General features: G+C 64.1%; 14 protein-coding genes and 1 riboswitch. Of the genes, 5 read left to right on the top strand and 9 right to left on the bottom strand.

Features of this window, described 5'->3' with window-relative positions:
* Positions 1-10 precede the first annotated feature (10 nt).
* The 5 genes from ACN9MO_RS11490 (at position 11) to ACN9MO_RS11510 (ending at position 4,078) form a co-directional block, all read left to right on the top strand.
* Positions 11-892, top strand: a complete 882-nt coding sequence (locus ACN9MO_RS11490) for an ABC transporter permease (RefSeq protein WP_057253381.1) — start codon at positions 11-13, stop codon at positions 890-892.
* Positions 889-1,671, top strand: a complete 783-nt coding sequence (locus ACN9MO_RS11495; RefSeq protein ID WP_057253380.1) for an ABC transporter permease — start codon at positions 889-891, stop codon at positions 1,669-1,671. The genes ACN9MO_RS11490 and ACN9MO_RS11495 overlap by 4 nt, the downstream gene beginning before the upstream one ends.
* A gap of 11 nt (positions 1,672-1,682) precedes the next feature.
* Positions 1,683-2,744 carry an ABC transporter ATP-binding protein gene (locus tag ACN9MO_RS11500; protein WP_112994769.1) on the top strand — a complete coding sequence of 354 codons (1,062 nt, stop codon included), beginning with the start codon at positions 1,683-1,685 and terminating at the stop codon, positions 2,742-2,744.
* A 95-nt stretch (positions 2,745-2,839) separates the two neighbouring features.
* Positions 2,840-3,184 (top strand): TfoX/Sxy family protein, encoded by a 345-nt coding sequence (locus tag ACN9MO_RS11505; protein ID WP_162727995.1) that lies wholly within the window; start codon positions 2,840-2,842, stop codon positions 3,182-3,184.
* 177 nt (positions 3,185-3,361) lie between these two features.
* Positions 3,362-3,513: riboswitch (FMN riboswitch) on the top strand.
* A 91-nt stretch (positions 3,514-3,604) separates the two neighbouring features.
* A complete protein-coding gene (locus ACN9MO_RS11510) occupies positions 3,605-4,078 on the top strand; it encodes a 6,7-dimethyl-8-ribityllumazine synthase (protein ID WP_057253375.1) in 474 nt (157 codons plus the stop codon).
* Positions 4,079-4,456: 378 nt separating this feature from the next.
* Here ACN9MO_RS11510 and ACN9MO_RS11515 read toward each other — a convergent pair whose 3' ends face one another.
* The 9 genes from ACN9MO_RS11515 to ACN9MO_RS11555 form a co-directional block, all read right to left on the bottom strand.
* Positions 4,457-5,740 carry a low temperature requirement protein A gene (locus tag ACN9MO_RS11515; RefSeq protein WP_058326838.1) on the bottom strand — a complete coding sequence of 428 codons (1,284 nt, stop codon included), beginning with the start codon at positions 5,738-5,740 and terminating at the stop codon, positions 4,457-4,459.
* A 156-nt stretch (positions 5,741-5,896) separates the two neighbouring features.
* Positions 5,897-6,337, bottom strand: coding sequence for an RpiB/LacA/LacB family sugar-phosphate isomerase (locus ACN9MO_RS11520; RefSeq protein WP_057253372.1), 441 nt, complete (start codon positions 6,335-6,337; stop codon positions 5,897-5,899).
* A gap of 43 nt (positions 6,338-6,380) precedes the next feature.
* Positions 6,381-7,148 carry a triose-phosphate isomerase gene (locus ACN9MO_RS11525; protein ID WP_112994766.1) on the bottom strand — a complete coding sequence of 256 codons (768 nt, stop codon included), beginning with the start codon at positions 7,146-7,148 and terminating at the stop codon, positions 6,381-6,383.
* Complete coding sequence (locus ACN9MO_RS11530; RefSeq protein WP_112994826.1) at positions 7,145-7,930, bottom strand: DeoR/GlpR family DNA-binding transcription regulator; 786 nt, start codon at positions 7,928-7,930, stop codon at positions 7,145-7,147. Before ACN9MO_RS11530 ends, ACN9MO_RS11525 begins: the two co-directional genes overlap by 4 nt.
* A 100-nt stretch (positions 7,931-8,030) precedes the next feature.
* On the bottom strand, positions 8,031-8,969 hold the full coding sequence (locus ACN9MO_RS11535) for a sugar phosphate isomerase/epimerase family protein (protein ID WP_057253369.1): 939 nt from the start codon (positions 8,967-8,969) through the stop codon (positions 8,031-8,033).
* Between the two features lie 14 nt (positions 8,970-8,983).
* Positions 8,984-9,829, bottom strand: coding sequence for a TIGR01459 family HAD-type hydrolase (locus ACN9MO_RS11540; protein ID WP_113132994.1), 846 nt, complete (start codon positions 9,827-9,829; stop codon positions 8,984-8,986).
* Positions 9,826-11,106, bottom strand: a complete 1,281-nt coding sequence (locus tag ACN9MO_RS11545) for an FGGY-family carbohydrate kinase (protein WP_113132995.1) — start codon at positions 11,104-11,106, stop codon at positions 9,826-9,828. The genes ACN9MO_RS11540 and ACN9MO_RS11545 overlap by 4 nt, the downstream gene beginning before the upstream one ends.
* On the bottom strand, positions 11,103-12,155 hold the full coding sequence (locus ACN9MO_RS11550) for a class II aldolase/adducin family protein (RefSeq protein WP_113132996.1): 1,053 nt from the start codon (positions 12,153-12,155) through the stop codon (positions 11,103-11,105). The genes ACN9MO_RS11545 and ACN9MO_RS11550 overlap by 4 nt, the downstream gene beginning before the upstream one ends.
* Positions 12,156-12,166: 11 nt before the next feature.
* Complete coding sequence (locus ACN9MO_RS11555) at positions 12,167-13,702, bottom strand: glycerol-3-phosphate dehydrogenase (RefSeq protein WP_112994825.1); 1,536 nt, start codon at positions 13,700-13,702, stop codon at positions 12,167-12,169.

Here is a 13,702-nt window from a genome sequence, read left to right on the forward strand (position 1 = left end):
CGCGAACGGAATGTCATCTGCTAAACCCGACGCCAGCCCGCCGGCGCGTCGCCTACCGCTTCACTGGCTGGGCATTCTGCCCTTTGCCGCCTTTGTGACGCTGTTTCTGATATTGCCGACGGCAAAGATCGTGGTCGGCGCCTTTCAGACACCGGATGGCAGCTTCACGTTCGAGAACATCCGTGGCCTGTTCACGCCCTCGATCCTTGCGGCCTACTGGATCTCGATCAAGATCAGCATAGCCTCGGCGCTCCTCGGCTGCCTGATTGGCTTTGCCATGGCCTCGGCCATTGTCTTCGGCGGCTTGCCGAAGGGCATCCGCGGGCCGCTTCTGACCTTTTCCGGCGTTGCCTCCAACTTTGCCGGCGTGCCGCTCGCCTTCGCCTTTCTCGCTACCCTCGGCCCGGTCGGCATCGTTACGGTGTTCCTGCGCTCGAACTTCGGTCTCGACCTCAGAATGCTCGGCTTCAATCTCCTGTCCTTCTGGGGGCTGACAGTCACCTACCTCTTTTTCCAGATCCCGCTGATGATCCTCATCATCACGCCGGCGCTCGACGGCCTGAAGCGCGAATGGCGCGAGGCCGCCGAAATCCTCGGTGCCACCGGCCTGCAGTACTGGCGCATGGTCGCCTTCCCGATCCTGCTTCCCTCGCTGCTCGGCACGCTGGCGCTGCTCTTCGCCAATGCCTTCGGCGCCGTTGCGACCGCGATCGCGCTCACCGGCTCGTCGCTGTCGATCGTGCCGATCCTGCTGTTCGCCCAGATCCGCGGCGACGTGCTCGGCAATCCGCATCTCGGCTATGCGCTCGCCTTCGGCATGATCGTCGTCACCGGCATTGCCAACGCGATCTACATCTGGCTGCGCGGCCGCAGCGAAAGGTGGCTGAAATGAAGAAGATCTGGGCCTGGGGGGCCCTCGTTTTCGGCCTCCTCTATTTCACCCTGCCGCTCATCGGCATGACCAACTTCTCCTTGAAGATGCGCCGCGGCGAATATTCCTTCGACGCCTATCAGAAGGTTTTCGCCGATCCGCGCTTCCAGGAAACCTTCAGCTATTCGGTGCTGCAGGCGCTGTTCACCATCGTCTTCGGCGTGCTGCTCGTCGTACCTACCGCCTATTGGGTCCGGCTGAAGCTGCCGCGGCTGCGCCCCTATATCGAGTTCATCACGCTTCTGCCGCTCGTTATCCCGGCGATCGTCATCGTCTTCGGCTATATCCGGCTCTACAACACCTCGAGCTGGCTGCCGCTGACGGGCTCGCTGACGGGGACCAACATCCTCCTGATGTTCGGCTACGCGACGCTCGCTCTGCCCTACATGTACCGCGCGGTCGACACCGGCCTTCGCACCATCGACGTCGCCACCCTGACCGAAGCCGCCCAGAGCCTCGGCGCCGGATGGGCCACGATCCTCGCCAAGATCATTCTGCCGAACGTGCTCGTCGCGGTGCTTTCAGGCGCCTTCCTGACCTTTGCCATCGTCATCGGCGAGTTCACCATGGCGGCACTTCTGAACCGCCCGGCCTTCGGCCCGTACATGCAGCTCTTGGGCGCCAACCGCGCCTATGAGCCTGCCGCACTCGCCGTTATCGCATTCGGCATCACCTGGGGCTGCCTCGGCCTCATCCAGCTCGTCTCGCGCTTCCAAAAAAGCGCGCCTCCCAAGGCCTGAGGACCGCACCCATGAGTTTTCTGTCACTCACCAGCATCAAGAAGTCCTTCGGCCCTGTTCACGTCGTGCACGATTTCGACATGGACATCGAGAAGGGCGAATTCGTCTCCTTCCTGGGTCCGTCCGGCTGCGGCAAGACGACCGTCCTGCGCATGATCGCCGGCTTCGAGACACCCTCCGCCGGCTCTATCGTGATCAACGGCAAGGACCAAGGGTCGTTGAAACCCAACCAGCGCAACATCGGCATGGTGTTTCAGGCCTATGCGCTGTTTCCGAACATGAACGTGCATGACAACGTTGCCTTCGGCCTCAAGGTCGCAGGCACTGACAAGTCGGAGATCGACGCACGGGTGAAGCAGATGCTCGGGCTGATCAAGCTCGAGCACCTGGCGGACCGCTTCCCCTACCAGCTCTCCGGCGGCCAGCAGCAGCGCGTGGCGCTTGCCCGCGCCATTGCGGTCAAGCCGCAGGTGCTGCTGCTCGACGAGCCGCTTTCGGCGCTCGACGCCAAGATCCGCGTGTCGCTGCGCGAAGAAATCCGGCAGATCCAGCAGCAGCTCGGCATCACCACGGTCTTCGTCACCCACGACCAGGAAGAGGCGCTGTCGATCTCCGATCGTATCGTCGTCATGAATGCCGGACGTGCCGACCAGATCGGCACCCCCTTCGAGATCTACAACACGCCGTCAACGCGCTTCGTCGCTTCCTTCGTCGGCACGCTGAACATCATCGAGGGCAAGGTCGCGGATCCGGCCTCGGGCGCCGTAACGATCGGCAACCAGCAGGTGGCTCTGAAAGACCCGATTGCCGGCATGAAGGGTGGCGACAGCATCTCGCTGGCGTTGCGCCCTGAAGCGGGCTCGATTGCCGAAGGGGCGCAAGGCGATACGGCGCTTGCCGGCGAGGTCGTCTCGACGAGCTTCCTCGGCTCGGTCATCCGCACGCGGCTTCGCGTCGGCGACGATGTCATCTCCTTCGACATGTTCAACAATCCGGGCGTAACCCCGCCGGTCTCGGGCGACAACGTCACCCTGCGCTTCGCCGCCAAGGACCTGCTCGTTATTCGCGAGTAGGCCTTGCAGAAGACCGATGAACGCTGGCGCGCAGGGCGCCAGCGAGTATGCAGCGGTTCGTTGCACCATTGCCGGAGACCCGCGAGGTTGCAATCATGGCCAAGGCTGAACCAAGTGCCTTCGTCAGGCATATCCAGGATGAACTCTCCGATCTCGGGCCTGTTCAGATTGACCGCTTCTTCGGCGGCTGGGCCTACGTCGTCGCAGACAAGCGCTTTGCCGTCAGCATCAAGGACCGCCTCTATTTCAGGGTTGATCAGGCGCTGAAAGACGCGCTTATCACAGAGGGTTGCCAGCCGTTCACCTATGAGAAGGGCGGCAAGACCGTGGTCGTGCATCGCTTCTACGAAGCGCCTGTCGACTGCCTCGACGATCGCGACGCCCTCCTCCACTGGGCCGGACGCGCGGTTACCGCGGAAGACGACGATCTGCGCGGATAAGTGCCACGCGGTCGGAATGTTGCCGCCATGACTGCATGGCAACCTGACCATCCGGATTAATGTCCTGGCGGGAACGAATTTGTCCTCACCAGCACCCCACAAGCAAAAATCTGTCGTGATTTCCGCTCTTTTCGTCGCGGCGTGCGTTTGACCGGGCAATCCCGGCCTATATAGTCGCGGTGTTCTCAGGGCGGGGCGAAATTCCCCACCGGCGGTAGCGAGAGAAACCTCGAAGCCCGCGAGCGCTCTGGGAGCTTACGCTCCAGGGGTCAGCAGATCCGGTCGAATTCCGGAGCCGACGGTCACAGTCCGGATGGAAGAGAGCAAGCAGGAACGTGGGCCCCGCGACGGGACCTCACGCGCATGCATGTTCGCCCGACGGGATCATTGGAAACGCCAAACCCTGGAAGGCTTGAGACCATGACTATTCTTTCCCACCCCACCGCCAAGATCGCGATCGTTCGTGCCCGCTGGCACGCCGACATCGTCGACCGCTGCGTCGACGCCTTCGTCGCGCAGTGGACGAAGCTCGGCGGCTCGGCGGCCGACGTCGAGATCTTCGACGTGCCGGGCGCACTCGAAATCCCGCTGCATGCGCAGACGCTGGCCAAGACCGGCCGCTATGCGGCGATCCTCGGCACCGCCTTCGTCGTGGATGGCGGCATCTACCGCCACGACTTCGTCGCCGGCACCGTGCTCGACGGCATGATGCGCGTCCAGCTCGACACCGGCGTGCCGGTGCTTTCGGCCGTGCTGACGCCGCACAATTTCCAGGAAAGCGAGCCGCTCATCGCCTTCTTCCGCGAGCACTTCGTCACCAAGGGCACGGAAGCGGCCAACGCCTGCTCGCAGATTTTGGATGCCCGCGCCAAGCTGGCGCTTGTCAACGCCTGATCGTCTGCGGCTCCGAAGTGAGCCTGCCTGGCGGGTGCGCCGTAAGCGCGCTGCCCCTCATCCGGCCTGCCGGCCACCTTCTCCCCGCTTGCGGGGAGAAGGACACGCGTGGCTCCTTGTCACCCAAACTCATCCTCTCTCGAGAACGGCCGGCCCCCCTGAGGTCAATCAGAGCCATCCCGCCAGCGAGAGCTCTCGTCCCCTCTCCCCGCCTGCGGGGAGAGGGTTAGGGTGAGGGGCAGAATTGCTCTCAGATCATGCCGAACTCGCAGCCCCCCGGAACGCCACAAGCACTCCCGTTGAATCCACTTGTGAGCCACCTGATTCAAGCCGGCAGCCCCAGCCGATAAGCCCCTGTCTCGACTCTCAAATTCGCGCCTACCGCGCCGCCTCGCCGTCCTGCAGGCTGCGCTCCAGCGCCGCCATCCGGTGGCGGTGGCCGCCGGCCTCGTAGCCGACGATGGTGACGACGGGCGCGAGCGTCAGGATGATCAGGCACATCGCCATATCGAGCCCAAGCATCGCCACGACGACGGACGCGATCAGCACCAGCGCCGTGCCGCAAAGCAGCCAGAGATGCAGCCGGTTCGTCTGCCGCAGCAGATACGCGTACATCGCGTAGAGCAGGCCGATGTATAGTCCGACTGGAACCGCGACTGTCAGCACAGTTGCGACCGAGCTGATATGGGCCTTGTGCTCGATATAATAGGCCGCCACGTGCAGCCCGGCGCCGGTGGCGACTATCGCGGCGAAGATCGGTATGTGGCCATAACCCCAGACGAAGGACCGCTTGAGGCGGTGGTGGTGCAGCACCTCGGCGCTCGGCAAAAGGAAATAGATCCACCACATGCCGAAAGTGAGCCCGGTGCCGGCGAGGCAGACGAGCGCAACGTCGAGGTTCCAGCCCTCGCCCTCGACCACGGCAGAGATCGAGGCGACCGTTCCGACCACCCCTTCCCCGAGCGCGATGATCGCCAGCAGCCCGTAACGCTCGGCGATGTGATGCGCATGCCAGGGCGTGCCGCCATAGTGCATCTCGGCAATGTAGGGGCCGAGCATCTCGATCGCCGTCAGCGCGACGACCATGGCAAAGGTCACCGCCAGCGAGAAGTCGAAGAAGATCAAAACGATCCAGCCAAGCTGGGCGACGCTGATCGCCTTCACATAGGCCATGCAGGCTTCCCGCCGCGCCGGATCCTGCCGGCTGGCGCGCAGCCACTGGAAGACCATCGCGACGCGCATGACGACATAGCCGAGCACCATGACGCCGTTGTTGAGGTGCTCGCCCTTGTCGATCGATTCGAACATCGGCGGCAGGCCGATCGCCAGGATCAGCACGCCGACCATCTGCACCATGGTGACGCTGCGAAAGATCCAGTCGTCGGTGTCGTAGGCCGAAGCGAACCAGCTGAAGTTGATCCAGGCCCAGCAGATGGCGAAGGTGGCAAAGCCGAAGCCGATCAGCCCTGCGGTGAAGTGGCCCTCGGCGAAGAGATGCGCGAGCTGCGAGGCGGCCAGGCTGAAGGCGATGACGAAAGTGAGGTCGAACAGGAGTTCGAGTGTCGTCGCAGTCCTGTGATGTTCGTGCGTATCACGTCCACTCATGCGCGCCACGTGGTGGTGAGCGCTCGGATGCGGTTCAGTCGAGGTTGCTTCGCTCATGCGGTAAGGTCCCTGCTGACGATCTGCAAGCATATTCAAATATTTGCGGAAGCGTCGTCAAGGCGTGGTGCGCGCCAGATACGAAAACGCCCGGCATCTCTGCCGGGCGTCTCGTCACGATGCCTGAGGGAGGATCAACGGGCGTCGCGATGTTCTTTATGCCTTGGCAGCATCGAGACGGTCGATCGCTTGCACGTTGCCGGCCGAAGCGCCCTGCGGATCGAATTCGGACGCAAGCCAGGTATCGACGATCGATTTCGCCAACTCCGGCCCGATGACCCGCGCACCCATGGTGATGATCTGGGCGTTGTTCGACTTCGCCGCACGCTCGGCCGAATAGGTGTCGTGCGTCAGTGCTGCACGGATGCCCGGCACCTTGTTGGCGGAGATGCAGACGCCGATGCCCGTGCCGCAGAACAGGATGCCGCGGTCGTGCTTGCCCTCGACGACCTGCTGCGCCAGCTTCTGCGCGAGATCCGCGTAAAAGCCGGACTGGCTGAGGTCTACGACCTCGACGTCGGCCCGGCCCGCGAGATGGGCGGCAATGACGTCCAGCAGGGGCTTGCCGGCGCTGTCTGCCCCGATTGCAATCTTCATGATTGTTCCTTTCCATTCTTCAGGAACTGCCGCGGCCGAAGGCTCAGATCGCCTTTACGACACGCTGCAGAATGTCGAGATAGCCGGCGACGTCCCAGGCGGAGCGGCCGATGAAGAGGCCGTCGATATGCACCTGCGCGATCAATTCTTCGCAGTTGCCGGGATTGACGCTGCCGCCATAGAGCACCGGCACGCGCCGGCCGAGCGCCGCTTCGGCGACGTCGGCGATGCGCTTGTGGCGCTCGTCCGCATAGTCCGATGTCGCGGGAATGCCGTTGACGCCGATCGCCCAGACCGGCTCGTAGGCAAGCAGGATGGTCGCCTGCTTCGCCTCGCCTTCGAGAAGCGCCAGTGCGCCTTCGACCTGACGCCTCAGCACCTGATCCGCCTCGCCCGCTTCACGCTCGGAAAGCGTCTCGCCGATGCAGATCAGCGGCACCAGACCATGGCGCACGGCGGCTGCCGTCTTCAGGCCGACGGTGCGGTCGGTCTCGCCGAAATGCTCGCGCCGCTCGCTGTGGCCAAGCTCGACCACGTCGACGTTGCAATCCGCAAGCATCAGCGGCGACACCTCGCCGGTCCAGGCGCCGGCATCGTCCCAATGCATGTTCTGCGCGCCGACCTTGACACTGGTTGCGGCAAGCCGCGCCTTGACCTCGCGCACCGCCGTGAACGGCGGGATGACGAAGCGCTGGACACGATCGTCGCGCGTCGCATCGGTAGCGGCCAGGCCATCGGCAAAGACCATCGCCTCGGCCAGCGTCTTGTTCATCTTCCAGCTGGTGCCGACCCAGAGCCCGGACTTGTTCATGCTTTCTCCGATGCCTTGCTATTGCCGACCCTGACCAGCCGAATGCCTGCCTCTTCGAGTGGTGCTGCATGCTCGGCAGCCACTTCGGCGCCGGTCAGCACCGCATCGAAGGCATCGAGGCCGGTCAGGAAATGGAGCGCCGAGCGCCCGAATTTGTCGTGGTCCACCAGCAGGTATTTGCGCTTGGCCGCCTTCACCATCAGGCGCTTGGCCTGCACCACCTCCTGGTCCTGGTGGAAGGCCGTCGTCCCTTCGATTGCCGAGCTCGACAGAAAGGCGATGTCGACGCGCAGCGACCGAAGCGCCTCGTCGGTGACGATGCCGAAGAAGCCGTTGAACTTCTTGCTGTACTGGCCGCCGAGCGCGATGACGTTGATGCCGGCAGTACCCGAAAGGCTGGTGATCACGCCAAGATTGTTGGTGATGACCGTCAGCGGGCGGATGTCGCGGATGCACTCAGCGATCGCGCCCGTCGTCGAGCTGTCGTCGATCAGGATGCTCTGCCCGGGCTCGATCAGCCCCGCCGCATATTCGGCGATCCGCCGCTTTTCGGCGGTGGCGATCTTCTCACGGTAACGGAAGTCGCTTTCGAATTGTGGGCTCGACTGGATCGAGGCGCCACCATGCACCTTGCGCAGCAGGCCCGCCTGTTCGAGGTCGTCGAGGTCGCGATGCACCGTCATCTTGCTGACGCCGAAGCGCAAGGACAGGTCTTCGACGGACGCCGCTCCGGCCTCCATCAGCACATCCATGATCGCCTGTCGCCTGTCTTCCGGCTTCATCATCTCGGTCCCGATCACGCGCAGCCATGGCCGCGCTCACCGTGAGAAGATAACACCTATTTGTGATATTTCAATTTCTATGGTGTGATTTTGTGATCTTTCAATGTGATTTCTGTGGGCGATTGAAACCGGTATCGATGTGGGGTTCCCAGAACTCCACCGACTCCCGGATCATCTCCACGACGGTGTGGTCGGTCGGCTCGCGCTCGCGGAAGGAAAGCTCGAGACAGATCTCGTTGTCGGTGCCGCCGCCAGCCTTGACCGCGCCGATCAGCTTCTCCGGCGTGATGCGGCCGTCCCGGTTGTAGGCAGCGGTAAACGGCCAATGGCCGCCCTTGTTCATTGATGACTGCTTGATGTGGATGATCGGCGAACGCTCGGGAAACGCCCCGGCCCAGGCATAGGGATCGATATCATCGGGATTGTCCGAGGTGACGTCGCCATGGTCGATGTCGACCATCATCTTCATTGGAATCGGCAGATCGGCCTCGGCCAGCCGCCGGTCGAGCGATCGGCATTCCTCGATCGTGTGGCCGAATTCGCGGCCGACCGACATCGGCTCCCAGAAGACGTAGGAGAGCCCCGCCGCCTTGCCGTGCTCTGCCACTTCGCGCCAGCATTCGATGGCGATCCGCATCATCTCCTCGCGCCGCGCCGGATCGTCGTAATCCCTCAGCGTGAAGATCGCGAACTGCGTGCCCATGCCGGAGGCGCCGAGCTCGGCGGAGATATCGGCAAAGGTCTTGAACCAGTCGACATAGTAGCGCCTCACATCCGGATCCGGATGGCCGAAATGGTTGAGCCGGCCATAGGGGCCGGTCATGCCCGAGGTGATCTTCACCCCGGTGCGGTCCAGCGCTTTGCGAAACTGCCTGACGGTCTTGGCGATCGTCGCCGCCGGCCAGCCCGGATTGACGAATTCATGCGTCAGCTGCACGTAGCCGATGCCGATCTTCTCGGCGATCGTGTCGATCAGGTCGTCGGCTTCGGCGAAACGGTTGACTAGCGGATTGGTGTTGAGCGACAGCGTGAAGGCCACGACCTTACTCCCGGCTACCAGAGAAATTTCGGAAGGATGAAATCGGGGGACGCGCCATGTTCGGCAAAGAGCCGGCGGCGTTCCTCGTCGGAGGCCTGCTCCAGAACCCCCGTTGTGACCAAGACAGAATGAAGCCCCGCACTCGCTGCCCCCGCAATGTCGTGCTCGATGCTGTCGCCGATGGCTGCGACCCGCGTCGGGTCGGGATGCCCAAGGAAATCGAGCGCAGAGGCGTAGATGTCGGCAAAGGGCTTGCCGATCCAGCGCACGCTACCGCCGAGCTCTTCGTAAAGCTCGGCGATACGCCCAGCGGCGAAGGCATTTCCGGTCTTCGTCAGCATCACCTTGTCGGGATTGGTGCAGAGGCACGGAACGCCACGCGCGGCCGCCGGCGCCAGCAACGCCTCATAGTGAGAGAGCGGATAGACGTCGCCTTCGCTCCCCGCAAGAAGCACGATATCGGCATCCGCGCCGTTTTCGCTGCGCTCGAGATCGAGGCCCGTCATTGGCGAGACGTCGCCGTCGCGGCTGATGAGCAGGCATTTGCGCGCCCCGCCGCTTACGCCTTCACGTTCCCGTTTCAGGATCTGCCAGGCGACCTCGCCCGAGGTCAGGAACCAGTCCCAGCTGCCGGCAACGAAACCAAGATCGACCAGACGGCGGTCGTTTTCCGCGGAGCGTTTGCCCGAATTAGAGAGGATGACGATGCGCTTGCCGGCCTGCTTCAGCCGCACCAACGTTTCGGCCGCCCCCGGGTAGGATCCGCGCCCGTCGCGCAGCACGCCGAACTGGTCGATCAAGAACGCATCGTAGCGATCGGCAATCGCACTCAGCCTCTCGATGGTTTGCACGACCGTCACAGCACACCTGCCTTCCTGGCGCCGGCCAGCGCAAGCCGCGCCGTGCCGGCGGCGGCCTCCTCCGAGAGAACCGGCAGGAATGGCACGCCGAACTTGCGCGCGCGGATTGCGGTCCAGGCCGCATTCTTCGCGCCGCCGCCAACGCTGCGGAGCGAACGAAGCGTCGGCCCGCCGAGCGCGGCCAACCGCTGGTAGGCGAGGCTCTCGACCCCGGCAATGCCTTCGAAGATTGCCTTCAGAAAGGTCGCATCGTCGGCCGGCCGTGGGCTCATCCGCGGCAGAAAATCCGAATCGGCGACCGGAAAACGCTCGCCGGGTTTGACGAGCGGATAGTAGTCGAGCCCGGTATCGACGACCGGGTTGATCTCCTCAGAAAGCACGGCGATCCTTTCCGGCGAGAAATGCTCGGCGAGCACCACCCCGCCGGTATTGGATGCCCCACCCGCAAGCCACATCTCGCCGATGCGGTGGCTGTAGAGCCCATATTCCGGCGCAAACAGCGGCCGTTCGGAGAGCATCTTCACCGTCAAAGTCGTGCCAAGCGCGCTGACGCCGTCCCCCGGCTGATCGGCGCCCGTTGCCAGGAACGAGGCGCACCCGTCCGTGGTGCCGGCAACGATCACCACGCCGGCCGGTAGATCAAAGGCTTCGGCCGCCGCCGGCGCGATGGTCGCGATCGGCGCGCCGGCTGGCAGCACGTCTGGCAAAAGCTCGACACGCGCCCCCGTCCTTCCGATCCACTCCGGCCACGAGCGTGATACCGGGTCGTAGCCAGTCTTGAGGGCATTGTTTTCGTCGGAGACATCATAGAGCCCGGTGAAGTGCCCGGCGAGCCAATCGGCTTGATGGATCACCCGGAAAACATCCGGCACCGACTGGAAGGCGAGAAGCTTGGCAAGGCCGGATGTGGCGCCATGGGCAGCACTCTCCCGCGGCGCATGGGCGGAAACCGCATCGAGAAGAGCCCGGTCGGCAACCGGATCGTTGTACATCATCGGCGTCGCCAGCGGCGCACCGCTTTGATCGACCGGCAGCATCGTTCCGGACGTGCCGTCGATCGCGAGCGCTGTAACCTGTCGCCTGTCGATACTTCCGAGCGTTTCGCCGAGCGCCGCCTGCACCGCCTTCCACCAGCCGATGGGATCGCGATGATCCCCGGAGAAGGACGCGAGTCTCGCCGCACCCGATGCGACGACGACGCCATCCGCGGCCATGGCCACTGCCCGCGCGCCCGAGGTGCCAATATCGATGCCGAGGACCAGCTTGTCACCGCTCATTGCAGCACCTGTCCGGCGCGGTTGAGCTGCTGGCGGTATTTCTCAGCATCCCATCCGAGAAGTTCCGCGTTTTCCGCTTCCGTCAGGTAGCGCAGGCGAGCATCCGCCGGAATGCGTGCCGTCACGTCAGCGAGGCACCGCGCCATGGCGAAGGCGCCGGCGGACATCTCCTTCTGCACCAGCACGCCCTTGCCGGGGAAAAGCAGCAACGGCGGCAGGCTCTCGCCGGCAGCACGCCGCTTCGCCTCGATCGCAAGCGCGGTCTCGCCGGGAGCGGCTACTACGACGCCCTTGCCGAGGAAAATCACGTGGTCGGGATAGAGGCTGCCGCCGGCGGCAAGCCGGCAGCTGTCGAGGTCGGCCGCCACCGCGTGCAGGTACGGATCCTCCGGCAGCCGGTAGTCGCTGTCGACGGCAAGCCGCGAAAGGGCCGCCACATCCGCCGTCGGCGCCTCCCGCCTCTGCCCGGTCAGGCAGCGCGTGATGTCGGTCAGCAGGATGGTCGCATCGACCACGCTCTCGGCAGCGACGACAAGGCCATGGTTGCCGAGAACCAGCGCCGAGGTGTTGTCCTGCACCCGTTCGGCTATAGCTCTGGCAAGTGGCAACCCCGGCCGGGCATAGGGCACAAAGACATGCGGGAAACCGGCGAGCCGCTCGGCGGCGATCGCGGCACCGATCGTCTGCACCGCCGTCGCGATCGTCTCGACGCAATGCACATGCACCACCACCCTCTGCGGCATCAGCGCATGCACCGTCGTTTCGATCGAAGGGCGCAGGCCAGAGGGGTTGCGCTCGGCAATCACGAAGTCCTGGGCCTTCTCCGTCGCCGGATCATTGCGCTCCAGCGCATCGAGCAACGGATCGAGCGCCACTGGCACCATGACGTCGCGCTGGCGGGCATGCGCCAGCCAGAGCCCCGAGGCCTTGATCCAGAGCGCCCCACCCTCCTTGATCGAGGTGTTGCCGCCCGCCCCCTGCACCAGCAGCGGATCCGACCCGATACGGGCCGAAAGATCGAGAAGCGCTTCGAATTCCAGACTTCGCATCTCGGTCTCCTTCAAGCCGCCGCCTGCTGACGTTCCAGCCAATGGGTGAAGGCCTGCCGCTCGGCCAGTGTCATGTGCAGGCCGTGTTTGGTCCGACGGTCAAGAATGTCGTCCGCCGTCAGCGCCCATTCGTTGTCGATGAGGAAGCGCGCCTCGCGCTCGCGAAGGAGCGAGCCGAAGGCCGGCCCGAGATCCTCGACCGCGGTGGCACCGGCAAGCAGCGCATGCGTCCTGGTGCCATAGAGCCGCGCATAATGCTTGGCGAGATCGGCGGGCAGAAAGCGGTAGCGTGCCTTGAGATCTCCCAGGAACTGCTCGAAATCGGCATCCGCCATGTCGCCGCCCGGCAGATGGGCGCGTGCCGTCCAGGCCGGTCCCATCTTGGGGAAGAAGGGTTTCAGCCGTTCCAATGCATGTTCGGAAAGCTTGCGGAACGTGGTGATCTTGCCGCCGAAGACCGAGAGCAGAGGCGCCTGGCCATCGGCCGCATCGACCTCGAAAATATAGTCGCGGGTGACGGCGGAGGGGTTCTCGGCGTTGTCGTCATAGAGCGGGCGCACGCCGGAGAAGCTATAGACGATATCGTCAGAGGTCAGTTGTTGCTTGAAGTAGCGGTTTACCGACTTCAGCAGATAGCTAATCTCGTTGCCGTCGGCCGATACGTCCTCCGGCCGGCCTTCATAGGGGATGTCCGTCGTGCCGATCAGCGCCAGATCGTTCTGATAGGGGTTGATGAAGATCACCCGCTTGTCCGGGTTCTGGACCAGATAGGCCTGCCGCCCCTCCCAGAACTTCGGCACGACGATGTGGCTACCCTTGACGAGGCGCACGCTGCGGCTGGAGTTCAGCCCGCCGATCCGGCCGATCACGTCGTTGACCCAGGGGCCGGCCGTGTTGACCACACACCGTGCCCTCGCCTCGGTCTTGGCGCCGGTTCGCGTATCGGTCATCTCGATAAACCAGAGCCCGTCGCGCCGGCGGATCGCGCTGCAGGCGGTGCGCGTCAAGACCCGGGCGCCACGGGAGCGGGCATCGAGCGCGTTCAGGACGACGAGGCGGGCGTCATCCACCCAACAGTCGGAATACTCGAACGCCTTGCGGTATTCGCGCTTGATCGGCGCGCCCTCCGGCGCGGTCGAAAGATTGAGGCTCCGCGTCCCCGGCAGCCGTTTGCGTCCGCCGAGATGGTCATAGAGGAAGAGCCCGAGCCGCACGAGCCAGGCCGGCCGATCCTCCGGGTTGTGCGGCAGCACGAAACGCATCGGCCAGATGATGTGCGGCGCGGACTGAAGCAGCACCTCGCGTTCGATCAGCGCCTCGCGCACCAGACGAAACTCGTAATATTCGAGATAGCGCAGACCGCCATGCACCAGCTTGCCCGAACGCGAGCTCGTGCCCTGCGCCAGATCGTCCTTCTCGCACAAGAGAACCGAAAGCCCTCGCCCGGCGGCGTCGCGCGCAATGCCCGCGCCATTGACGCCGCCGCCGATGACAAACAGATCATACACTCTGGTCTCGGAACCCACCGTCGTTACTCCTGTCGCCAT

The sequence above is a fragment of the Ensifer sp. R-19 genome (assembly GCF_049905105.1).
In the GTDB taxonomy this organism is placed as follows: Bacteria; Pseudomonadota; Alphaproteobacteria; order Rhizobiales; family Rhizobiaceae; genus Ensifer.